The organism is Paenibacillus sp. FSL H8-0259 (genome assembly GCF_037963255.1).
GTDB classification, from domain to species: domain Bacteria; phylum Bacillota; class Bacilli; order Paenibacillales; family Paenibacillaceae; genus Paenibacillus_AQ; species Paenibacillus_AQ phytohabitans.
Genome location: NZ_CP150147.1, coordinates 6,208,493 through 6,229,452, shown reverse-complemented (window position 1 = coordinate 6,229,452; position 20,960 = coordinate 6,208,493). Strand labels below are relative to the sequence as shown.

The window sequence follows — 20,960 nt, the reverse complement described above, 5'->3', positions numbered from 1 at the left end:
GGCCCGAGTGCGCGGGAAGGAGACAGGGCCTTATTACGGAGATATGAGAATGCCTAAAACCCGAATGCCTCTTCTTAAAGAGGACAAGCCCAGTAAGAGAATGAGCCGTAAAATCACCATTATCCTGCTGCTGCTGTTTATTGCGCTGCTGGCCGTGATATTTTTCCGTTCGTCCGTCAGTAAGATTACGGCAATCAATTTCCAGGGGGATAAATATACATCCCGGGAGGAATTGCTTGCCACAAGCGGTCTTACGATCGGCGGACAGTTCTTTGCGGTCTCCGGAGATTCCGTGGAAAGTGCACTTACAGGACTGAAGACGGTTCAGGAAGCGGCTGTGGACAAGAAATTCCCCGGTGTGATTAACATCAGTATTAAGGAATTTCCCGCGGTGGCGTACGAGCTGGATGAGGCTGGATCGCTTGAGGCGATTCTGTCCAGCGGAGCCGCAGTATCTGTCAAAGATACAGGGATTGCCGTTGAGAAGCCGATATTAACCAACTGGAAGGGTGATGATCCTTACAAGACGAAGCTGTGCCAGGCGCTGGCTGATATTCCGAATGAACTGACCAGTGATATATCCGAGATCGTCCCCTCCCCGACTTTGTCTTTTCCGGACCGTATTAAGCTGTATACACGTTCACGGTTTGAGGTCATTACGGCAATTTCACTGCTTAAGGATAAGGTAGAATACCTGAATCAAGTGATTGAAAACGAGCAGCCGGGATTGATCAAGATGCTTGAGGCCGATTCTTACGTCCCATTTCATACAGAAGCGGAGGATTCCGGGGAGGATGCAGACACACAAGAGTAAATAGTCCCTACTAATAGAGCGGAAAAAATGCTACAATCGGTTTTACGGGCAATAAGCAATATCCCTCTTTTTTCTGCGGATTTTTTGAAATGCATTCATGGATATAGCTGTCATTTCTTAAAAGGTAGAACTTATATGCTTTAGAAAAAATTAAAAGCAGTTGTTTGTTGCCAAAAGGCTGTTATATTATTCCATTCAAAAAATTTGTAGAAAAAAGAGGGAAAGGATTAGGGATGTTGAATATGTACAGAGAAGTTTCCCGGGACCGGGATCAAAGCGTATTTTATATTTATTTGGCTTCACAATTTATTATGATTATAACAGGAGGTGCCATAGGGCTTGAGCAACAATGACATCATTGTTAGTTTGGACATCGGTACATCCAAAGTTCGGGCAATTATTGGGGAAGTTACCAATGGAACCTTTAATATTATTGGCGTTGGATCTGCTGATTCGGAAGGAATACGCAAGGGTGCGATTGTAGACATCGATCAGACTGTGCAATCGATCAAGAGTGCCGTGGAACATGCGGAGCAAATGGTCGGTATTCAAATATCCGAGGTATATGTCGGTATATCCGGTAATCATATCGGCCTGCAATCCAGTCACGGCGTAGTTGCCGTGCAGAATGAAGACCGTGAGATCGGCGAAGATGATATCGACCGCGTGATCAAGGCTGCTGAGGTCATAGCACTGCCTCCTGAGCGCGAAGTCATTGATGTTGTCGCCAAGCAATATATCGTCGACGGGCTTGAAGGAATTCAAGATCCGCGCGGAATGATCGGAGTCCGCCTTGAGGTTGAAGCGACGATCATTACCGGGGCTAAGACACCAATACATAATCTGCTGCGCTGCGTGGAGAAATCAGGTCTGAAGGTCAAAGATCTTGTGCTTATGTCTCTCGGGGCAGGCGGATTAGCGCTTTCCAAAGATGAGAAATCAATGGGAGCAGTACTGGTGGATATCGGTGCCGGCCAGGCGACGATAGCCGTATATGAAGAAGGTTCCTTGTGCGCAACCTCTACGATTCCGATCGGAGGAGAATTTATAACCAATGACATTGCATACGGTCTGCGAACGCTAACGGATCAGGCCGAGAAGGTCAAGCTGAAATATGGCTGTGCCTGGATTGATGACGCTGCCTCGGACGTCGTGTTCAAGGTTCTGCGGATCGGCAGCAATGTTGAGAAGGAATTCAACCAGGAGGATCTGGCGGCGATTATTGAGCCCAGAGTTCAAGAAATCTTCCATCTGATCCGCCAGGAAGTGAAGCGGCTTGGTTACAATGAGCTTCCGGGAGGTTATATACTAACGGGTGGCACCGTTTCGATGCCGGGTGTCCTGAAGGTAGCCCAGACTGAACTGGCAGCCTCCGTACGTATTGCCGTACCTGATTATATTGGAGTACGTGACCCCGGGTTCACCGGCGGTGTGGGTATACTTCATACCGTTGTGCGCAGATTCCGCGGACGAAGCAGCGGCGGAAGCGCCAATAAGAAGACGGTTAACCGCAGCAAGCAAAGTGCTGCACCTAGTCAGGATTCTTCCAAGAAGCCGGGGCTGGTGGAACGTCTAAAGAATATGTTCAGCGAGTTCATATAAGTGTAAGTCCAGATATACTTGGACTGGCCATCCAAGCACTACTCGAGGGGGAGATGGAAACAATATGTTGGAATTTGATTTTGAAATGGAGAGCTTAGCCCAAATAAAGGTCATCGGCGTAGGCGGCGGCGGAAGCAATGCTGTAAACCGGATGATTGAAAATGGCGTTCAGGGTGTTGAATTCATCACGGTTAATACAGATGCCCAAGCGCTGCATATGGCCAAATCGGAGCATAAACTGCAAATCGGGGATAAATTGACCCGCGGACTTGGCGCTGGAGCCAATCCTGAAGTGGGGAAGAAAGCGGCTGAAGAGTCCCGCGATCTGATCTCCAATACGCTTAAGGGTGCGGATATGGTCTTCGTAACCGCAGGCATGGGCGGCGGCACCGGAACAGGCGCAGCGCCTGTAATTGCTGAGATTGCCAGAGAGTGCGGAGCATTGACGGTAGGCGTCGTGACCCGTCCGTTTACTTTTGAAGGAAGAAAACGTGCAAATCAGGCAGAGCTCGGAATTGAAGCGCTCAAGGAAAAGGTTGATACGCTGATCGTGATTCCGAATGACCGCCTGCTGGAAATTGTGGATAAGAAAACCCCGATGCTGGAGGCATTCCGTGAAGCGGATAATGTACTCCGTCAGGCGGTGCAAGGGATCTCCGACCTTATTCAGGTACCCGGTCTGATCAACCTTGACTTTGCCGATGTGAAGACGATTATGACCGAACGCGGTTCAGCGCTTATGGGTATCGGTATTGCCACCGGTGAGAACCGTGCGTCAGAGGCGGCCCGCAAAGCCATTATGAGCCCGCTGCTCGAGACCTCCATTGAAGGTGCACGCGGCGTAATTATGAACATCACAGGGGGCGCTAACCTCTCCCTGTATGAAGTGAATGAAGCTGCTGAGATCGTTACCTCTGCTTCGGACCCCGAAGTGAATATGATCTTCGGTGCTATTATCGAAGAGAGCATGAAGGACGAGATTAAGGTCACTGTCATTGCTACCGGCTTTGAACACAAGCCATTTCCTGTAGCGCCTGCACGCCGTCCGGTAGCCAGCAGTGAGCCGGCAGCGGAGAAGGACAAGAACGCGAATCTTCGTCCGTTCGGCAATCAGACAACCTCTGATCAGCTGGATATCCCTACATTCCTGCGCAACCGCACACGCGGCAACAACGATTAAGAACTAAGAACCATAAACTGCATAGTTTTTTTACGGAAGCACCGTATTCGACCCGCATTTAGCCGGGACGAATACGGTGTTTTTTTGTTTTTCAGGCTGTTATAATAACGATAACGGGAGACGATGGAATGGAACTGCTGGACCCCCGGGTAGATTTCGTATTTAAACGGATATTTGCAAGCGAGAGTAACAAGGATGTGCTGCTGGCTTTTTTGAACCGGATATTCATGGATGCGGGAGATCCGCCGCTGGAGGAAGTAGTGCTGCTCAATCCGTATACGGATAAGGATGATCCGCTGGATAAGCAATCGATATTTGACATTTGGGCGAAGTCTGTGGAGGGCAAGCTGATCAATATTGAAATGCAGCTGTTCAACAAATACGATATTGAGAAAAGGACCTTATATTACTGGAGCAAACGTTATGCGGGCCAGCTTCAGGTAAGCGGCAAATATACAGACCTCAAGAAATGCGTAACAATCAACATTTTGAATTATAAGGTGCTGCCTAACGAATATCCCCATAGTGTATTTCATTTACGGGAGGATGCAACCGGAACACCGCTCACGGATGATATTGAAATTCATTTTCTGGAATTACCCAAGCTGAATCAGCCAGCTGTTCCCGGCCAAGGCGGCCTGGTGAACTGGCTGCTGTTCTTGAAGGGAATAAACCACTCGGATTGGGAGGTGCTGTTGATGAACGAACCTGCTTTGAGGAAGGCGATGGAAACCCTGGAGTTTCTGAGTCAGGATTCGGAAGCCCGGCGTAAATATGAGGACCGCCAGAAGTTTCTGCTTGACGAAGCCTCGCAGAGAGACGGTGCACAAAGAGAAGGGTTTGCTAAAGGCATAGCAGTAGGCAGAGCAGAAGGTGAGCTCGAGGCAAAACTGGAAATAGCCAGAAATCTCCTGGCTATGGGGCTGGATCTTCCTGCTGTAATGAAGGCAACCGGACTGACTGAAGAAGAATTGAAATCTATCACTTGAATGAATATTCGAACTTGAAGTCAGCCTCAACAGGCTGGCTTTTTCTTTTATCCTCTTAATATCTCTGCTGACCTATAACTCGACAAAAAAAACGTAAGTACGCCCCCCAAGTTTAGACAGACTTTGAATGCGAGAGTTCCTATACTAATCTTATCGTCTAAAAAGAGAGCCTTCACCCTGGCCTCCGGCTAGATATCCGTTACCAGGCAGGTGAAAACACTGGTTGTTTATATTGACTTGATCTTCGCCGCCAATCTGCTGATCGACGGAATTCTATTGTGGCTGACCAGCTGGCTGGTCAAGCTGAAGGTGTCCTGGTGGCGCCTGTCTCTCTCTGCGCTGGTTGGCGCGCTCTATGTCGTGATGATGTTTGTACCGGAGCTGTCCTTCATGTACACCTTCCTCATCAAGTTCGGGTTGTCGGTAGTGATGCTGTGGATCGCGTTCGGATTTAGAAGTCTGCAAAGCTATCTTCGTGCATTAGGGGCATTTTATATCATTAATTTTGCGGCGGCAGGAGGTATAGTAGGGATTCATTATTTGCTGCAAAGCTCAGGCGACATCTGGAACGGCATTATCTTTACTTCTTCAGGCGGCCAAGCTTACCGGTTGAAAATTGGATTCTGGTTCGTGCTTGCGATGCTTCCGCTGGTGCTTCTTCTCTTCAAGCTGATTCAATCCTCGCGCAGGCGCAGGGAGCAGCTGGAGACATATATCGGTGAAGTGACCGTGGAGATTGACGGAGTATCTGTTACCTGTCCAGGGCTGCTGGACACCGGAAACCGGCTCAATGATCCGCTTACGCGAATTCCGGTCATGGTTATGGAATCCTCACTATGGGAAGGCCATCTGCCGGCCTCATGGAAAGGGAGGCTGACACAGACAGGGGCAGATACACTTGTGCTGGAAGCGGACGGGCAGTCGTTTGCCTGGCAGGACAGAATACGGCTGGTGCCGTACAGAGGCGTTAACCGCGGGGCATCCTTCATGCTCGCGTTGAAGCCGGATTCAGTGATGATAAAGCTTGGCGGCGAAACCTTTTACAGCAAGAGGGTTCTCATCGGGCTGGATGGCGGGACACTGTCGGGAGACGGAGCGTACCGGGCGGTCATACATCCTGACCTGACCCACAATGAGAGCGCTGTAGAGGCGCCGGCAGACAAGGCTATGAGTTAAGGAACATATAGGAGGAACAATAAATGGTCAAATTCAAACTTGTGCTGCAACTGCAGTATTACCGCATGCTGTTTCTGCTGGGACTGAAGAGCCAGGAAATTTATTATATCGGGGGCAGTGAAGCGCTGCCTCCTCCGCTTACACGGGAAGAGGAAGAATTCCTGCTGCAGCGGCTCTCAAGCGGTGATGCGGCGGTCCGGGCCATGCTGATTGAACGCAACCTGCGGCTGGTGGTGTATATCGCACGGAAATTCGAGAACACAGGGATCAATATCGAGGATCTTGTTTCCATCGGGGCGATTGGACTGATTAAAGCAGTCAACACCTTCGATCCGGAGAAAAAAATAAAACTGGCCACCTATGCCTCACGCTGTATTGAGAACGAAATTCTGATGTATCTGCGGCGCAACAGCAAAACTAGAAGCGAGGTTTCTTTTGATGAACCGCTGAATATTGACTGGGACGGCAACGAGCTGCTGCTATCGGATGTGCTGGGAACGGAGAATGACACGATTTACCGGAATATCGAAGAACAGGTGGACCGCAAGCTGCTGCAGAAGGCGCTGGAGAAGCTCAGTGAACGGGAAAGATTAATTATGGAGCTGCGGTTCGGACTGCGCGGCGGTGAGGAAAAAACCCAAAAGGATGTTGCTGATTTGCTTGGCATTTCCCAATCCTACATCTCGCGGCTTGAGAAAAGAATTATCAAGCGGCTGCGCAAGGAGTTCAACAAGATGGTGTAAGCTGAAGGAACCGAGGAATAAAATGCCGGACCGGGGAGATAATGTACAGTAATGTTTCTCCTTGGGAGGTAAATCATCATGACCCGAAATAAAGTCGAGATTTGCGGTGTGGACACCGCTAAGCTACCCGTTCTTACGAACGTGGAAATGCGGGCATTGTTCACTTCGCTGCAGCAGCAGGGCGAGCGATCCGCCAGAGAGAAATTGGTAAATGGTAACCTTAGACTTGTTCTTAGCGTAATTCAAAGGTTCAATAATCGTGGGGAGTTCGTGGATGATCTGTTTCAGGTAGGCTGCATCGGACTCATGAAAGCCATCGATAATTTTGACTTATCGCAGAATGTCAAGTTCTCTACCTATGCGGTGCCGATGATCATCGGAGAGATCCGCCGTTACTTGCGTGACAACAACCCGATCCGGGTATCGCGCTCGCTGCGGGATATTGCCTATAAGGCCCTTCAGGTCCGAGACAGCCTGACCAATCAGAATTCGCGGGAACCGACGATCCTCGAGATTTCAGAAGCGCTCGGTGTACCTAAAGAGGATGTCGTCTTTGCCCTTGATGCTATTCAGGACCCGGTATCCCTGTTCGAGCCGATCTATCATGACGGCGGTGATCCGATCTATGTTATGGATCAGATCAGCGACGATAAGAACAAAGATGTATCCTGGATTGAAGAGATTGCTCTTCGTGAAGCCATGCAGCGGCTGGGACAGCGCGAGAAACGTATTTTGTCCATGCGGTTCTTTGAAGGTAAAACCCAGATGGAGGTAGCGGATGAGATTGGGATCTCACAGGCGCAGGTATCGCGGCTTGAGAAGTCGGCTATTCAGCAAATGCAAAAGCATGTGAAGTCTTAAACAGCAGGCTATAGATAAGCGGGGGATATTCCGGAAGGCGCGTGAGCGGCTGCCCGGGGTATCCTTTTGTATGTAACGGCGAAGGCCGGAAATGAATTAAGACATGTTGCCAAGCCTTAAGCACATATACTGGAGCTATAGGTCTGAATGTACAGGGGTGGCAGGATGAATGAAGATTCCGTAGGGTCGGGCAAAAAGATGAAAATCTCTGATTTTCAAACCAAGGATGTTATTAATATTGTGGACGGCAAGCGGCTCGGACAGATTAGTGATCTGGAGCTGGATCTGCGCCGGGGGGTTATTGATGCCATCATCGTACCGGGATATACAAGGTTCATGGGACTGTTCGGAGGCGGTTCGGATCTGATTATCCCGTGGCGGAATATCGTCAAGATCGGTGCCGATGTCGTCCTGGTGAAAATTGAGGAATCCCGGATGCCTCAGGGCCAGGAAGAGCGGGAGATGATGTATCTGGAGCGGCCGGAACGCAGCGAGCGGCGCACTTATTAATCGGGTGCGTCTTTTTTCTGCGTATATGGGTAAAGGCATAGGGTGGGCTCAGGAGTGTGCAGCATAACGTCACTTTGTGGGGATTATTTTGTGTGGCAGGTTTTCGGGGTCCCCGCAAAGTACTTGGATAGGCATCGGAGCATAACATCACTTTGTGGGGTAGAGTTTATGGGGTAGAGTTTATGGGGTAGAGTTTATGGGGTAGAGTTTATGGGGGAGAGTTTGTGGGGCTGAGTTTATGTTACACTTAAGCGGAGGTGAAGATATGGAACCGTTTATGCGGAGTGACGGAACGCCTATGCTGCTTCATCTGGAGCCGTGGCGAGAGAAGTATAATGCAATCACAGCAGGATTCACAGGCAGAGAGGGCGGCAGCGGTACGAAGCCGTATGACAGCTTCAACTGTGCGTTTCATGTCGGTGATGATCCGGCTGTTGTGCTCAGCAACAGAAAGCTGCTGGCCGAAAGTCTTGGTTTCGGGCTCCAGTCCTGGACCTGTGGAGAACAAACCCATGGTAAAGATATAGCGGTAATTACAGAACAGGACCGCGGAAAAGGCAGCCTGGACCGGTCTACAGCTTTTCAGGCTACCGACGGGCTCCTGACTAATGTGCCGGGTGTGCTGCTGACTTCCTTTTATGCGGATTGTGTGCCGCTCTACTTCTATGACCCCGTGCACAGTGTTGTGGGGCTGGCGCATGCAGGCTGGAAGGGGACTGTGGCAGAGATCGCAGCAGCGATGGTGGACAGAATGGAACAGGAGTATGGAAGCCGTCCGGAGGATATCCAGGCTGCCATAGGCCCTTCGATTGGCAAATGCTGCTACGAGGTAGATGATTATGTAATGGACCACGTCCGCCGGCTGGAGGCCGGGCTGAACCCGCTGATGATGGTGGAAGGGGCGCCGGACTTATATAGAAGCTCGGATAAGGACAGCAGCAAAAGTATGCTTAACTTGAAAGAAATGAATCAACGCATTATGATAAAAGCAGGAATATTGCCGACTCATATCGAATGTACAACTTGGTGTACAAGCTGTAACAGTGATCTGTTCTTTTCGTACCGCAAGGAAAATGGGGTTACAGGGAGAATGACGAGCTGGATCGGAATAAAGGAGAGTTGAATTTTGGCCTCATTACAGGAAAGAATCGCCATCACCCTGGAACGTGTCGCACAGGCCTGCGCGGTCAGCGGCCGTGATGTAAGTGACGTCAAGGTTATCGCGGTGACGAAATATGTACCTCTGGATACGGTAGCCGCTGTGCTGGAAGCAGGGCTCACGGAGATTGCGGAGAGCCGCTGGCAGGATGCAGAGCCTAAATGGAATGCGCTTGGACACAAGGGAATCTGGCACTTTATCGGGCATTTGCAGACCAATAAGGTAAAAGACGTTATAGGTAAATTTGAATATATACACTCGCTCGACCGGCTATCGCTGGCACGGGAGCTGCACAAGAAGGCGGACGCCGCCGGACTGGATGTTAAGGTGTTCCTGCAGGTGAATATTTCCGGAGAAGATACGAAGTTCGGTCTGCCGCCCGAAGCGGTGGAGGGTTTCCTGAAGGACATCGCCCCGCTAAGCCGTGTGAAGGTAATCGGACTGATGACCATGGCCCCGCATGAGGAAGATCCGGAGCTTACCCGTCCCGTATTCCGGGGGCTGCGTGAGCTGCGCGATTCGCTTAATCAGCTTGCTTTGACACCTGAGCCTATACAAGAGCTGTCGATGGGAATGTCGAATGATTTTGAAGTGGCGATACAGGAAGGAGCCACCCGGGTGCGCCTGGGTACGGTACTAGTAGGTCATTAGGAGGGAGATTGATGGGCGTGATGAACCGGTTTATGAGTTTCTTGGGTTTGCAGGAGGAAGAGGAAATAGTGGAGCGGGAGCAAATTTCCCGTGATGAGGATGAATACGAACCCGCCCCTGTAGAAACACGCAAAAATCAGCGGGCCAACGTCGTCAGTATCCATTCGCAAAAAAATGTGAAGGTTGTGCTCTACGAGCCGCGTTCGTATGACGAGGCCCAGGAGATTGCCGACCATCTGCGTGCGCACCGCACGGTAGTTATTAATTTGCAGCGGGTGCGTAACGATCAGGCAATGAGGATTATTGATTTTTTAAGCGGAACGGTTTATGCCCTGGGTGGAGGAATATCAAAGATTGGGGGCAATATATTTATGTGCACTCCGGATACAGTGGAAATTCAAGGCTCCATAACAGAAATTCTTGGTGACGATCAAGATTACAACAGAATGAGGTGAGCAGGTTTTGGATCAAATATCTTCAATTATAGACATCCTATTTACAATTTACTATTACATGATTATCGTATACATTCTCATGTCCTGGCTGCCTAATCTGCGTGAGAACTTTATCGGTGAGCTGCTGGGCAAGCTTGTGGAGCCGTATCTTACGCCATTCCGGAAAATCATCCCGCCTCTGTTCGGAACCATCGATATCTCCCCGATTATTGCGATTGTCGTGCTCCGGTTTGCAGTAGGCGGACTTCATTCCATTGTGGCCCTGGTGTTTGGCTAATCACATGAAGAATGAAATTTACGGCCACTTCCACCCGGATGAACGGCAATTTGTGGACAAGGCCTGGGAATGGGTTACGAATGCAGGAGAGTACCATGAGACCAAGCTGACCGAGTTTCTCGATCCCCGTCAGGGATATATACTGCAGAGCCTGGTGAACCGCCACCCCGATGTCATTGTACGCTGGGAGGGCGGTTCTGACGATGCCGAGCGGAAGCGGGCTATGGTTGCGCCGGATTACCGTGATCTCACGGGTGAGGACATGGAGCTGAAGGTGCTGGCCATTACCTCGGGGGAGCAGAAATTTCTTGCGCTGGAGCATGGTGATTATATGGGGGCCATCCTGGGACTGGGCATCAAAAGAGGCAAGATCGGTGATATTCATGTGCTGGAGGACGGCTGTCACGTTGTGGTAGCTGAGGATATCGCCGATTATCTGTCCATGAATCTGACCGGTGTACACCGGATCAACGTTAGTACAGAGATACTGCCGCTATCCGGCTTACGCAGCAGCCAGGTTAAGCTGGAGACGATGGATTTCACCGTGGCTTCCCTGAGACTTGACGGAATTGCAGCGGATGTGACCCGGCTTAGCCGGAGCAAAATTCTGGCTCCCATCAAAGCCGGACGTGTGCGGGTGAACTGGAAGGTGGAGGAGGATCCGTCCTGCAGTCTGAAAGACGGTGATGTAGTTTCTATCCAGGGCTTCGGACGGTTCAAGGTGCTGGAGATCGGCAGCTTGACGAAGAAAGGCCGTTACCGGATTCTGGTAGGCAAATTTGTCTGAGTTCTTTGCAGGATTACAGGCGTGCTTGTCGAAATTGATATTCTCAAGGGAAACACCCCCCTTCACTTTTGGGGATATCCAAGCAAGCAGTCTTTCATCTTTGTCTTCCGGACAGACTATCGTTCAGGGACAATGGATGTCCGAAATTTCTAGGAGGTGCACAGCATGCCATTAACACCGCTCGATATACATAACAAGGAATTCTCTCGGAGAATCCGCGGTTATGACGAAGATGAGGTCAACGAATTTCTGGATCAGGTCATTAAGGATTACGAAAGCGTTATTCGTGAGAACAAAGAGCTGCACAACCAGCTTTTATCCATTCAGGAACGCCTTGATCATTTTGTCAATATTGAAGAAAGCCTGTCCAAGACCATTATCGTGGCTCAGGAGGCTGCAGATGATGTGAAGAACAACTCCAAAAAAGAGTCACAGCTGATCCTTAAGGAAGCGGAAAAAAATGCGGACCGAATCATCAACGAAGCGTTGTCCAAATCCCGCAAGGTAGCGATCGAGACAGAAGAGCTGCGCAAGCAGGCTTCAATCTACCGCACCCGTTTCCGGACCCTGCTGGAGGCCCAGCTGGAGCTGCTGTCGCAGGATGACTGGAATGCGCTTGAGAGCCGCGAGGTTACTGAGAACGCCTTGTGAGCGGGAATCCGGGCCATTCATTTGAATAAAAAACTCCTTAGTAGAAGTTATTGATCTTGTTTGTTTAATAAACAAGACTTCTACAAAGGAGTTTTTTTGTGTTTTATTGCGGCGCGAAAACCTTTGCAGTAATGATAACAGGGCCAGTTACAGTAATGTCTCCCTGAAGATCCTCTTGGTTTGTGGCAAATACCTGAAAAACATGATGTCCTACAGATACATTCCTAAGGATGGTCTGGAACACCTCACTGGTGAAAGATATGTCTGAGAAGGCACTTCAGCTTATGGGAGAGGGCCGGTTCAATGAGGTTATAGACAGGATCATGGGAGGGGACTATGGCAGACATTAATGACTATAAGCTGGAGAACCTGGGTCAAGAACATAAGAGCCTTGTCCTGGAGTGGCGCAACGCCGGCCATATCCGTCCTTTTATGAATCATGCTGAGCCCATTCCCTTAGATGAGCATTACAGATGGCTGAATTCTGCGGAGAAGGATGCAAGCAAGCTTGTGAAATTATGCTTTTATCAAGAACAGCCTATAGGTCTCGTTCAATTCTCACAGATCAACCTCACCAACCAAACCTGTGAATGGGGCATAGAAATCAACAATATACCGATGTGGTATTAATGGCGATCTTTCAGGAGCAATGGGAGAAGCACAGTGAAGTGTTGAAAGAGGAGGCTGCTGGAGCAAATGAAGGAAATCACGATCGGTAACCGGCGTATAGGAAGCGGGGATCCTCCTTTTATCATCGCGGAAATGTCCGGCAATCATAATCAGCCACTTGACCGGGCACTTGAGCTGGTTAAGGCGGTGGCCAAGGCTGGCGCACACGCATTTAAAATTCAAACGTATACACCCGAAACGATGACGCTGAATATCCAGGAGAGAGATTTCATGATTCCTGAATCCAACGGGCTTTGGAAGGGAAAGTCTCTATTTGAGCTCTATAAGGAGGCGTATACCCCCTGGGAATGGCACGGAAGAATATTTGATGCCTGCAGGGAACTAGGGATGATTCCCCTCAGTACACCGTTTGATGAAACCTCAAAGTCGCCTCCAAGGGAAAGCCGATGATTATTTCTACAGGAATGGCTTCTCTCGGCGAAATTGAACATGCGGTAAACACAATAACCGGTGCAGGCTGCAGTGAGTATATTCTATTAAAATGCACAAGCAGTTATCCGGCTTCGCCCGAAAACTCAAATCTGAACACCATTCCGTATTTGAGCGAAGTGTTTCATTGCCAGGTAGACTTATCAGATCATACCCTGGGCGTGGGGGCCGCCGTTGCAAGTGTAGCGCTGGGCAGCACTGTCATTGAAAAGCATTTCACCCTTAACCCTGAGGATGGCGGGGTTGATGCGGCTTTTTCTCTGGAGCCCGGGGAATTTGCTTCCCTCGTGAGAGAGACGGATACGGCCTGGAGGGCACTCGGCAGGGTTTCCATCGGTCCCACGAAGGACGAGGAGAAATCACTTCAATTCAGGCGGTCGATATATGTATCTAAGGATATAAAGGCTGGTGAAGTGCTGACGGGGGATAATATTAAAGTAATTCGTCCAGGATATGGTCTAGATCCGAAATACTACGACCTGCTGTTAGGAAAACAAATGAAAAAGGATCTTCCCCTCGGCACTCCGGTAAGCTGGGAGCTGTTATTATAACCCTGCCTTCCCGGTTCCGGGCCTATGGATCTTGACAATTGGTTCTAAACAGACTATAACTAGAACATATCTGTAATCCATTGAATCGAAATTCGATGACGGGACAAGTACGATAAGGTAACGTTCTCCAGAGAGTCGGTGTTTGCTGCGAGCCGATCGTTCACGCCTTGCCGGAAGATCCTCCCCTAGAAGCTAAGCTGAAGCGTATATGCATACGTGTGTAAGCTATGCCGTCTGCCGGACGTTATCCCGGACCCGTGTGGCATTTCTGCATGCGGAACTGAGATTGTACTGAATACACTCCCCTAAGGATGTGCATGAGGTGCAAATTAGGGTGGTATCGCGAGCGCTGTCTCGCCCCTTTGGGGGCTGGATGACGCTTTTTTTGTGTGGGTCCATCCCCCTAAATCCCCCTTTCCAAGGGGGACCCCAAGGGCTGGCCGCCCTCTGGACACCTGCAACAAGTGCTCCGAGTGGTGAGTGACGATGGCGGAAGGGGAAGGATTACTGCGGCGAATGGCGCGGCCCTTCTTAGGCTGCCCTGACGGGTACGCCTGCGGGGCCTTAACTGCGGAAGACCTAGGGCGAAGATCAAGAGCGAGGCCCCGGCCCAGCGCTGCCCTAACGGGTTCGCGGGCCGGATGCCCGGCAAGAGCGAGGCCCCGGCCCAGCGCTGCCCTTCGGGTTCGCGGGCCGGGTGCCCGGCAAGAGCGAGGCTCCGGCCCAGCGCTGCCCTTCGGGTTCGCGGACCGGGTGCCAGGGCAAGAGCAAGGCCCCGGCCCAGCGCTGCCCTAACGGGTTCGCGGGCCGGGTACCCGGCAAGAGCGAGGCCCCGGCCCAGCGCTGCCCTAACGGGTTCGCGGGCCGGGTGCCCGGCAAGAGCGAGGCCCCGGCCCAGCGCTGCCCTAACGGGTTCGCGGGCCGGGTGCCTGAGGTAGAGCGTGCCGCTTGCGGCGTAAGCGGGCATTACAACAAAATTAACTTACCAAACACCTTTCCCCTGGAGATCGACAAACTTTCCGGGTGTCCAGAGGGCGGAGCCCTTGGGGCCCTCCCTTGGCGAAGGGAGGGTTTGGGAGGGATCGAAAAGGTTTAAAGACTAAACCACGGAAGGATTGACCATCATGCATAAAGTAGATGTAAAAGAAAAAGCACGGGCCAGAGATGTCCGTATCCTGAAAAAATGGAGCGACGAGAATACGTTCCGCAGATCCATGGAGAACCGCGAGGGACGCCCGAACTATGTGTTCTATGAAGGACCTCCGACGGCGAACGGCGTGCCGCATATCGGGCATGTGCTGGGCCGGGTCATCAAGGACTTCGTCGGCCGCTACCAGACGATGAAGGGCTTCCGCGTAATCCGCAAAGCGGGCTGGGATACCCACGGCCTGCCGGTTGAACTCGGCGTGCAGAAGAAGCTTGGCATCTCCGGCAAGCAGGACATCGAAGAATACGGTGTAGAGAAATTCATCAAGGAATGTAAGGAAAGTGTATTCGGCTATGAGAAGCAGTGGCGTGAGTTCACCGAAGCAATCGGCTACTGGACGGATCTGGATAACCCTTACGTTACGCTGGATAACACCTACATCGAGAGCGTGTGGAATATCCTCGCTACCGTGCATGACAAAGGCTTAATGTACCGCGGACACCGCGTTAGCCCGTACTGCCCGAGCTGTCAGACGACGCTGAGCTCCCATGAAGTGGCGCAGGGCTACAAGACAGTCAAGGACCTGAGTGCTACAGCTAAGTTCAAGCTGGACGGCAGCGGCGATTATGTGCTGGCCTGGACGACCACACCTTGGACCCTTCCGGCGCATATGGCATTGGCAATGAACCCGAATATGGAATATGTGCGTGCCCAACAGGAAGACGGCGTATATGTACTGGCCAAGAATCTAGTGGATGAGGTGCTCAAAGGCGAGTATACGATCCTGTCCACCCATACCGGTGCGGACTTTATCGGCCAGAGCTACACTCCGCCGTTCGATTATATCAAGGCAGAGAAGCATAATGTGATCGTAGGCGCATCGTTTGTTACGGATTCCAGCGGTACCGGGATCGTGCATATGGCTCCGGCACATGGTGAAGATGACTACAAGAGCTGCCGCGAGAATGGCATCAGCTTCGTGAATGTGGTGGATACCTCCGGTAAATACACCAGTGTGGTGAGCGATTTTGCCGGACGGTTCGTCAAAGACGTCGACCTCGATATCGTGAAGGTATTGTCCGAACGGGGACTGCTCTACAGTAAAGAGAAGTACGAGCACAGCTATCCGTTCTGCTGGCGCTGCGATACTCCGCTGCTCTATTATGCAACAGACAGCTGGTTCATCCAGACAACAGCGATCAAGGATCAGCTGATCGCCAACAATAACAGTGTGAACTGGTATCCGGACCATGTGCGTGAAGGCCGCTTCGGCAAGTTCCTGGAGGAGCTGGTGGACTGGAATATCAGCCGTAACCGTTACTGGGGCACGCCGCTGAATGTCTGGGTCTGCCAGGACACCGGCAAGGAGTTCGCTCCGCATAGTATTGCTGAACTGAGATCGATGGCGATCGGCGAAGTAGCAGAGGATATCGAGCTGCATAAGCCGTATGTAGACAACATCAAGCTGCGGAGTCCGTTCAGTGAAGGCGGCGTAATGGTGCGCACACCGGAAGTCATCGACGTATGGTTCGACAGCGGCTCGATGCCGTTCGCCCAGAGTCACTATCCGTTTGAGAATGAGGACAGATTCGCAGACCAGTATCCGGCGGATATGATCTGCGAAGGGATCGACCAGACACGCGGCTGGTTCTACAGCCTGCTTGCCGTATCGACGCTGTTCACGGGCAAAGCGCCTTACAAGGCGGTAATCGCCCATGGTCATATTTTCGATGAGAACGGCCAGAAGATGTCCAAGTCCAAGGGCAATGTCATCGACCCTTGGGAGATCATGAACGAATACGGCACCGACGCGTTCCGCTGGGCCATTCTGTCTGACAGTGCGCCATGGAACAACAAACGGTTCTCGCGCGGTCTGGTGGGAGAGACGAAGTCCAAGGTTGTGGATACCCTGGTTAACACGCATGCGTTCCTGACGCTGTATGCCGGTATCGACGGCTACGATCCTGCGGATCACCCGTTCAAGCTGTCAGAGCATAAGCTCGACCGCTGGATTCTGTCCCGATTGAACAGTCTGATCCTGCTGGTGGATAAAGGTCTTGCCGTTAACGATTTCGTGAATACGTCCAAAGCAATTGAGAATTTCGTAGATGAGCTGAGCAACTGGTACATCCGCCGTTCCCGTGACCGGTTCTGGGGCAGCGGGCTGGGCGAAGAGAAGCTGGACGCATACCGCACACTTACGCATGTCCTGCTGACCACAGCTACGCTGATGGCACCGTTCACACCAATGCTGTCCGAGGATATCTTTACGAACCTGGGCGGCGGCGAAAGCGTGCATCTCGCGGATTACCCGGTAGCGGATGAGAGCCTGATCGATCTTGCACTGGAAAAAGATATGGAGAGCGCCAGAGGGATCGTGGAACTGGCCCGCAACGTGCGTAACGAGAGCGGCATCAAGACCCGCCAGCCTTTGTCTGAGCTGATCGCCTCGATTGACGATAACTTCAATGTGGCAGATTATGAAGAGCTGATCAAAGACGAAATCAATGTGAAGCATATTGTGATCGAGCACAGCGACAGCGGCTTTGTAGACTTCACCCTGAAGCTGAACCTGAAGGTCGCAGGCAAGAAATACGGCAAGAACGTCGGCTTCCTGCAGGGCTTCCTTAAGGCCATGGACAGTGACGCTACCCGCAAAACCGTACAGGACGGCGGACTCGCCATTGTATCGCCGGACGGGGAAGAGCTGCAGATCACATCCGAGGAGCTGCTGGTTGAGAAGCAGGCCAAACCAGGCTTTGCCTCGGCTTCCGGCTATGGATTGACGGTGGCGCTGAATACCGAAATCACACCGGAGCTGGTGCAGGAAGGCTGGGTACGCGAAGTCGTACGTGCGGTGCAGGATTACCGTAAACGCCTGGATCTGCCGATCGACAAACGGATTGCTCTTACGTTGCATGTCGATGACGAGCTTAAGGCGGCGGTTACCGCATTCGAGCATGTGCTGCGCGAGAATGTACTGGTGACTACGGTTGATTTTGACGGAGATTATACCTATGAAACTGTGGATGCCGGCGGCAAGAGCATCGGAATTCATATCGGCGCTTAAGTAACACACACCCTGCATCACTTGTCCCTATATGGCATATACTAGCCGCAAAGGAAAAGCTTCTATGGGTTAGAATGCAAAATGACGAGCCCCGTGCTTAAAGAGATAAGTCTCTTTAACCGGGCTCGTTTGCTTTGCGGGTCATAGAGATTCGAGGGAGGTGCCGGAGGCATGGGCGGATGGAAAGATGTAGATACGGAGGCCGGGAAGCCGGAGAGGCCGGAAGGGCCGGGCAGAATTTCAATTCAGACCTCGGGAGTAGACAGCAGCAGGGATACCGGTAAAGTACCGGAGGAGAAGCGGCAATTCCTGCATTCCGGGGAGTGTATACAGACACCATTTTCTTCTCAAAAGCCTGCAGCCGCGCTCGCAGCAGCCGGTGATCCGGCGGATCTGCCGCAGGAGGAAAAGCTGAACGCGCTGTACCGGATGACCACCCAGCTGGCCCAGCAGATGGAGAAATCGCGGATTTCGGAATATACGGAGCTGCTGCATTCGCCGTTCCGGCTGATCTGGCTGAATATTTTATCCGGAGTAGCCCGGGGGCTGGGGATTGCGCTCGGGTTTACTTTTTTTGCGGCGACGATTATTTATGTGCTTCAGGTGCTCGGGGCATTGAATCTGCCGATTATCGGGGACTATATTGCGGACATTGTGCGGATCGTGCAGCATCAGCTGGAGCTGAAGACCTTCTGAACCGGGTCCAAATTAAAAAAGAGCAGCACACGGCTACTCCCTTTCTTTTTTGAGCGGGTCCAGCAGGTAGTCACCTTCCCCGTCGTCCATGTAATGGCGGTAACTGTTGCCTTTGATGATGGTTAGATGATTTCCCGTAATGTCGGTAGCGACGAAATTCTCCCATGGCTCCACGAAGCCTTCGGTTTCGTCCGCTTCGATCTCCATATCATTATAGGAGCTGATGTTATTGCCTTCGGCCATGGCAGGGGAATCGGAATTGCCCCAGCTCTCTACAATCTGCCAGGCATCCTCCCCGTCGAAGCCGTTCTGGTCCTCCCGCTCATCCAGGCTGGTCCGTCCAAAAGGCGGAGACAGCAGCTCCTCCTCCACCGGGCGGGTAAACGGAGCGCTCTGGCGGGGAGCATGCTCTTTGGTGTAACGGGTGGATGGAATCGCGGCCAGACGTTCATAAGGAATCGGTTCGCCGCTTGCTATGCAAATGCCATAGGTGCCTTCATCCATCGCCCGCAGCGCCGCTTCGATATCGTCCAGCTCATGCTCGTCCCGCTCCAGCAGGGAAATATCCATGGAACGGTTATACAGCTCGGTGGCGGCATCGCCGGGATGGTTGTCGATCTCGGACAGCTCTCCTGTAGTATCGCGCATAGCTTCCTGCAGTCCGTAATGCTCATTATTTTGCAGCCTGTGCTTGATGTCCTCCTGCTGCTGTAGCAGTAATGCGCGCAGCCCGGAGAGCTGGGTTGATGTCAGATGGCTCATTGCTGTGAGCTCCTTTCGGTGGCTTAATCCTCGCTGAAACGGTACCGTCTTTATAAAGAAGGGCAAAGCCGTTTCCGCTTGTATAGCTTGGCCGCAGGGGCCCTTTTTTAGCGATGGAAAATAGTGCCCGGACTTTGGCGGGTTTAGAGTGCCTTGCAATGGACGGTATCTTGAGGCCTGTGCTACAATATACAAGTCTTTATACAGTATTCGTACCGCGGACCGCGGGAAAAATAAGAACGGAGTGACAACTTCTGTGGTGTACTTTCTGATTGCGCTAATTGTATTTTTGATTGACCAGGGTACCAAATATCTGATTGCTACCCGGCTGGAGATTGCAGAGCAGATTCCGGTTATAAAGGATTTCTTCATTATCACGTCCCACCGCAATCGTGGAGCCGCTTTCGGAATTCTTGAAGGACAACAGTGGTTCTTCATTGTAATTACGGTTATAGTTGTTGCCGGTATCGTCTGGTATCTGAACAAGGCCCGGAAGACCCGCAAATTGCTGCCTACGGCATTGTCGCTGGTGCTTGGAGGAGCCGTCGGAAACTTCCTCGACCGGATTCTGAACGGTGAAGTTGTGGATTTCCTGATGTTCAATTTCGGCAGCTATACCTTCCCGATCTTCAACGTAGCCGATTCCTGCATCGTGGTCGGGGTAGCCCTGATTATTCTCGATACGCTGCTGGATGTGAAAGGCGAGCAGGAAGTCACCGAAGTTAAGGAATCACAGGAAGTCAGAGAAGGGAATGAATGATTTTGAATAAAGACGTCAATGAGCAGGCGGTTTCTGGCGCCCTCGAAGAAGAAAGAGACGTCACCGAATGGATGGTTGCCGCGGAGAATGCCCGGGAACGGATTGATAAGTACATTACGGAGTCTTGGGAAGAAGATGTTTCCCGCTCGCAGGTTCAGCTGTGGATCAGCGGTGGTCATGTGACGGTGAACGGCGCTCCGGTCAAAGCTAACTACAAGCTGTATGAAGGCGACAAGGTGGCTGTTACGGTTCCGGAAGCCGAAGTTACGGATTTAATTGCGGAGAATATCCCGCTTGAGGTTGTATATGAAGACAGCGATGTTATCGTGGTGAATAAGCCGCGTGGTATGGTGGTGCATCCGGCAGTAGGACATCCCTCAGGCACCCTGGTCAATGCGCTGATGTATCATTGCAAGGACCTGTCAGGCATTAACGGCGAGATTCGTCCGGGCATTGTGCACCGCATCGACAAGGATACCTCCGGTCTGATTATGGCTGCCAAGAATGATGCCAGTCATGCTTCGCTGGCCGCGCAGCTGAAGGAGCACAGTGTAACCCGCCGCTACATCGCAGTAGTGCATGGCAATCTGTCTCATGATAAGGGCACAGTAGATGCGCCAATCGGCCGTGATCCGCATGACCGTAAGCTGTATATGGTCACCGAGAAGAACAGCAAACGTTCTGTGACGCATTTTACGGTGCTGGAGCGGTTCGGCGACTGTACACTGCTTGAACTGCAGCTGGAGACCGGACGGACGCATCAGATCCGTGTGCATATGAAGTTCATCGGTCATCCGCTGGTCGGCGATCCAATCTATGGACGCAGCAAAGGCACGACGATGACTGGACAGGCTCTGCATGCCGCTGTACTGGGATTTGTGCATCCTATCACAGGAGAGTATAAGGAGTTCAGCGCGCCGCTTCCGGCAGATATGGAAGAAGTGCTGTACACACTGCGCAGCAGATAAGTACAAATGAATAGATTATAAGTCCATGGCTT

At 51.6% G+C, this 20,960-nt stretch carries 20 protein-coding genes, 1 pseudogene and 1 other annotated feature; of the genes and pseudogenes, 20 read left to right on the top strand and 1 reads right to left on the bottom strand.

What is annotated here, in order from left to right:
- Positions 1 to 49: 49 nt before the first annotated feature.
- From NSU01_RS26805 to NSU01_RS26720, 18 genes and pseudogenes are all read left to right on the top strand, one after another.
- Positions 50 to 814 carry an FtsQ-type POTRA domain-containing protein gene (locus NSU01_RS26805; RefSeq protein ID WP_076244034.1) on the top strand — a complete coding sequence of 255 codons (765 nt, stop codon included), beginning with the start codon at positions 50 to 52 and terminating at the stop codon, positions 812 to 814.
- 339 nt (positions 815 to 1,153) lie between these two features.
- A complete protein-coding gene (gene ftsA, locus NSU01_RS26800) occupies positions 1,154 to 2,416 on the top strand; it encodes a cell division protein FtsA (protein ID WP_039304274.1) in 1,263 nt (420 codons plus the stop codon).
- A gap of 64 nt (positions 2,417 to 2,480) precedes the next feature.
- Positions 2,481 to 3,596: a cell division protein FtsZ gene (gene ftsZ / locus NSU01_RS26795; RefSeq protein ID WP_076244033.1), complete on the top strand. Its 1,116-nt coding sequence runs from the start codon at positions 2,481 to 2,483 to the stop codon at positions 3,594 to 3,596.
- A 128-nt stretch (positions 3,597 to 3,724) separates the two neighbouring features.
- Complete coding sequence (locus NSU01_RS26790) at positions 3,725 to 4,585, top strand: Rpn family recombination-promoting nuclease/putative transposase (RefSeq protein ID WP_076244031.1); 861 nt, start codon at positions 3,725 to 3,727, stop codon at positions 4,583 to 4,585.
- A gap of 210 nt (positions 4,586 to 4,795) precedes the next feature.
- Complete coding sequence (gene spoIIGA / locus NSU01_RS26785) at positions 4,796 to 5,761, top strand: sigma-E processing peptidase SpoIIGA (RefSeq protein ID WP_171721024.1); 966 nt, start codon at positions 4,796 to 4,798, stop codon at positions 5,759 to 5,761.
- Between the two features lie 23 nt (positions 5,762 to 5,784).
- The gene (sigE, locus tag NSU01_RS26780) at positions 5,785 to 6,504 is read left to right on the top strand and encodes an RNA polymerase sporulation sigma factor SigE (RefSeq protein ID WP_039304286.1); all 720 of its coding nucleotides are present in this window, start codon (positions 5,785 to 5,787) and stop codon (positions 6,502 to 6,504) included.
- A 78-nt stretch (positions 6,505 to 6,582) separates the two neighbouring features.
- Positions 6,583 to 7,365, top strand: coding sequence for an RNA polymerase sporulation sigma factor SigG (sigG, locus tag NSU01_RS26775; RefSeq protein ID WP_039304289.1), 783 nt, complete (start codon positions 6,583 to 6,585; stop codon positions 7,363 to 7,365).
- A gap of 165 nt (positions 7,366 to 7,530) precedes the next feature.
- Complete coding sequence (locus NSU01_RS26770) at positions 7,531 to 7,875, top strand: YlmC/YmxH family sporulation protein (protein ID WP_076244028.1); 345 nt, start codon at positions 7,531 to 7,533, stop codon at positions 7,873 to 7,875.
- 265 nt (positions 7,876 to 8,140) lie between these two features.
- On the top strand, positions 8,141 to 8,998 hold the full coding sequence (pgeF, locus tag NSU01_RS26765) for a peptidoglycan editing factor PgeF (RefSeq protein WP_076244025.1): 858 nt from the start codon (positions 8,141 to 8,143) through the stop codon (positions 8,996 to 8,998).
- A gap of 3 nt (positions 8,999 to 9,001) precedes the next feature.
- On the top strand, positions 9,002 to 9,685 hold the full coding sequence (locus NSU01_RS26760; protein WP_039304298.1) for a YggS family pyridoxal phosphate-dependent enzyme: 684 nt from the start codon (positions 9,002 to 9,004) through the stop codon (positions 9,683 to 9,685).
- Positions 9,686 to 9,696: 11 nt separating this feature from the next.
- Positions 9,697 to 10,140, top strand: coding sequence for a cell division protein SepF (gene sepF / locus NSU01_RS26755; protein ID WP_039304302.1), 444 nt, complete (start codon positions 9,697 to 9,699; stop codon positions 10,138 to 10,140).
- A gap of 7 nt (positions 10,141 to 10,147) precedes the next feature.
- Positions 10,148 to 10,417, top strand: coding sequence for a YggT family protein (locus tag NSU01_RS26750; RefSeq protein ID WP_039304304.1), 270 nt, complete (start codon positions 10,148 to 10,150; stop codon positions 10,415 to 10,417).
- A gap of 4 nt (positions 10,418 to 10,421) precedes the next feature.
- A complete protein-coding gene (locus tag NSU01_RS26745; RefSeq protein ID WP_076244023.1) occupies positions 10,422 to 11,204 on the top strand; it encodes a YlmH/Sll1252 family protein in 783 nt (260 codons plus the stop codon).
- Positions 11,205 to 11,369: 165 nt separating this feature from the next.
- A complete protein-coding gene (locus NSU01_RS26740) occupies positions 11,370 to 11,855 on the top strand; it encodes a DivIVA domain-containing protein (RefSeq protein ID WP_042139375.1) in 486 nt (161 codons plus the stop codon).
- A 336-nt stretch (positions 11,856 to 12,191) separates the two neighbouring features.
- Positions 12,192 to 12,485, top strand: coding sequence for a hypothetical protein (locus tag NSU01_RS26735; protein WP_076244022.1), 294 nt, complete (start codon positions 12,192 to 12,194; stop codon positions 12,483 to 12,485).
- Between the two features lie 66 nt (positions 12,486 to 12,551).
- Positions 12,552 to 13,525: pseudogene (locus tag NSU01_RS26730) on the top strand (N-acetylneuraminate synthase family protein).
- An 86-nt stretch (positions 13,526 to 13,611) separates the two neighbouring features.
- Positions 13,612 to 13,890: a binding site (T-box leader), on the top strand.
- Positions 13,891 to 14,649: 759 nt separating this feature from the next.
- Positions 14,650 to 17,742: an isoleucine--tRNA ligase gene (gene ileS, locus NSU01_RS26725; RefSeq protein ID WP_039304346.1), complete on the top strand. Its 3,093-nt coding sequence runs from the start codon at positions 14,650 to 14,652 to the stop codon at positions 17,740 to 17,742.
- Positions 17,743 to 18,135: 393 nt separating this feature from the next.
- Complete coding sequence (locus NSU01_RS26720; protein WP_144026082.1) at positions 18,136 to 18,438, top strand: DUF5665 domain-containing protein; 303 nt, start codon at positions 18,136 to 18,138, stop codon at positions 18,436 to 18,438.
- 33 nt (positions 18,439 to 18,471) lie between these two features.
- Here the strand turns inward: NSU01_RS26720 and NSU01_RS26715 are convergent, their stop codons facing one another.
- Positions 18,472 to 19,200, bottom strand: coding sequence for a TraR/DksA C4-type zinc finger protein (locus NSU01_RS26715; RefSeq protein WP_042238479.1), 729 nt, complete (start codon positions 19,198 to 19,200; stop codon positions 18,472 to 18,474).
- 256 nt (positions 19,201 to 19,456) lie between these two features.
- Here NSU01_RS26715 and lspA point away from each other — a divergent pair, with 256 nt between their 5' ends.
- Positions 19,457 to 19,960, top strand: coding sequence for a signal peptidase II (gene lspA, locus NSU01_RS26710; protein WP_076244020.1), 504 nt, complete (start codon positions 19,457 to 19,459; stop codon positions 19,958 to 19,960).
- Positions 19,957 to 20,928, top strand: coding sequence for an RluA family pseudouridine synthase (locus NSU01_RS26705; RefSeq protein WP_076244019.1), 972 nt, complete (start codon positions 19,957 to 19,959; stop codon positions 20,926 to 20,928). The genes lspA and NSU01_RS26705 overlap by 4 nt, the downstream gene beginning before the upstream one ends.
- Positions 20,929 to 20,960: the final 32 nt, after the last annotated feature.

Bases quoted from the DNA above. Each gene is read 5' to 3' on its own strand.
- NSU01_RS26735 (WP_076244022.1), top strand. From the start codon at position 12,192: ATGGCAGACATTAATGACTATAAGCTGGAGAACCTGGGTCAAGAACAT.
- NSU01_RS26805 (WP_076244034.1), top strand. From the start codon at position 50: ATGCCTAAAACCCGAATGCCTCTTCTTAAAGAGGACAAGCCCAGTAAG.
- NSU01_RS26745 (WP_076244023.1), top strand. From the start codon at position 10,422: ATGAAGAATGAAATTTACGGCCACTTCCACCCGGATGAACGGCAATTT.
- NSU01_RS26790 (WP_076244031.1), top strand. From the start codon at position 3,725: ATGGAACTGCTGGACCCCCGGGTAGATTTCGTATTTAAACGGATATTT.
- sigE (WP_039304286.1), top strand. From the start codon at position 5,785: ATGGTCAAATTCAAACTTGTGCTGCAACTGCAGTATTACCGCATGCTG.
- ileS (WP_039304346.1), top strand. From the start codon at position 14,650: ATGCATAAAGTAGATGTAAAAGAAAAAGCACGGGCCAGAGATGTCCGT.
- NSU01_RS26715 (WP_042238479.1), bottom strand. From the start codon at position 19,200: ATGAGCCATCTGACATCAACCCAGCTCTCCGGGCTGCGCGCATTACTG.
- sepF (WP_039304302.1), top strand. From the start codon at position 9,697: ATGGGCGTGATGAACCGGTTTATGAGTTTCTTGGGTTTGCAGGAGGAA.
- pgeF (WP_076244025.1), top strand. From the start codon at position 8,141: ATGGAACCGTTTATGCGGAGTGACGGAACGCCTATGCTGCTTCATCTG.
- NSU01_RS26770 (WP_076244028.1), top strand. From the start codon at position 7,531: ATGAATGAAGATTCCGTAGGGTCGGGCAAAAAGATGAAAATCTCTGAT.
- sigG (WP_039304289.1), top strand. From the start codon at position 6,583: ATGACCCGAAATAAAGTCGAGATTTGCGGTGTGGACACCGCTAAGCTA.
- NSU01_RS26740 (WP_042139375.1), top strand. From the start codon at position 11,370: ATGCCATTAACACCGCTCGATATACATAACAAGGAATTCTCTCGGAGA.
- ftsZ (WP_076244033.1), top strand. From the start codon at position 2,481: ATGTTGGAATTTGATTTTGAAATGGAGAGCTTAGCCCAAATAAAGGTC.
- NSU01_RS26705 (WP_076244019.1), top strand. From the start codon at position 19,957: ATGATTTTGAATAAAGACGTCAATGAGCAGGCGGTTTCTGGCGCCCTC.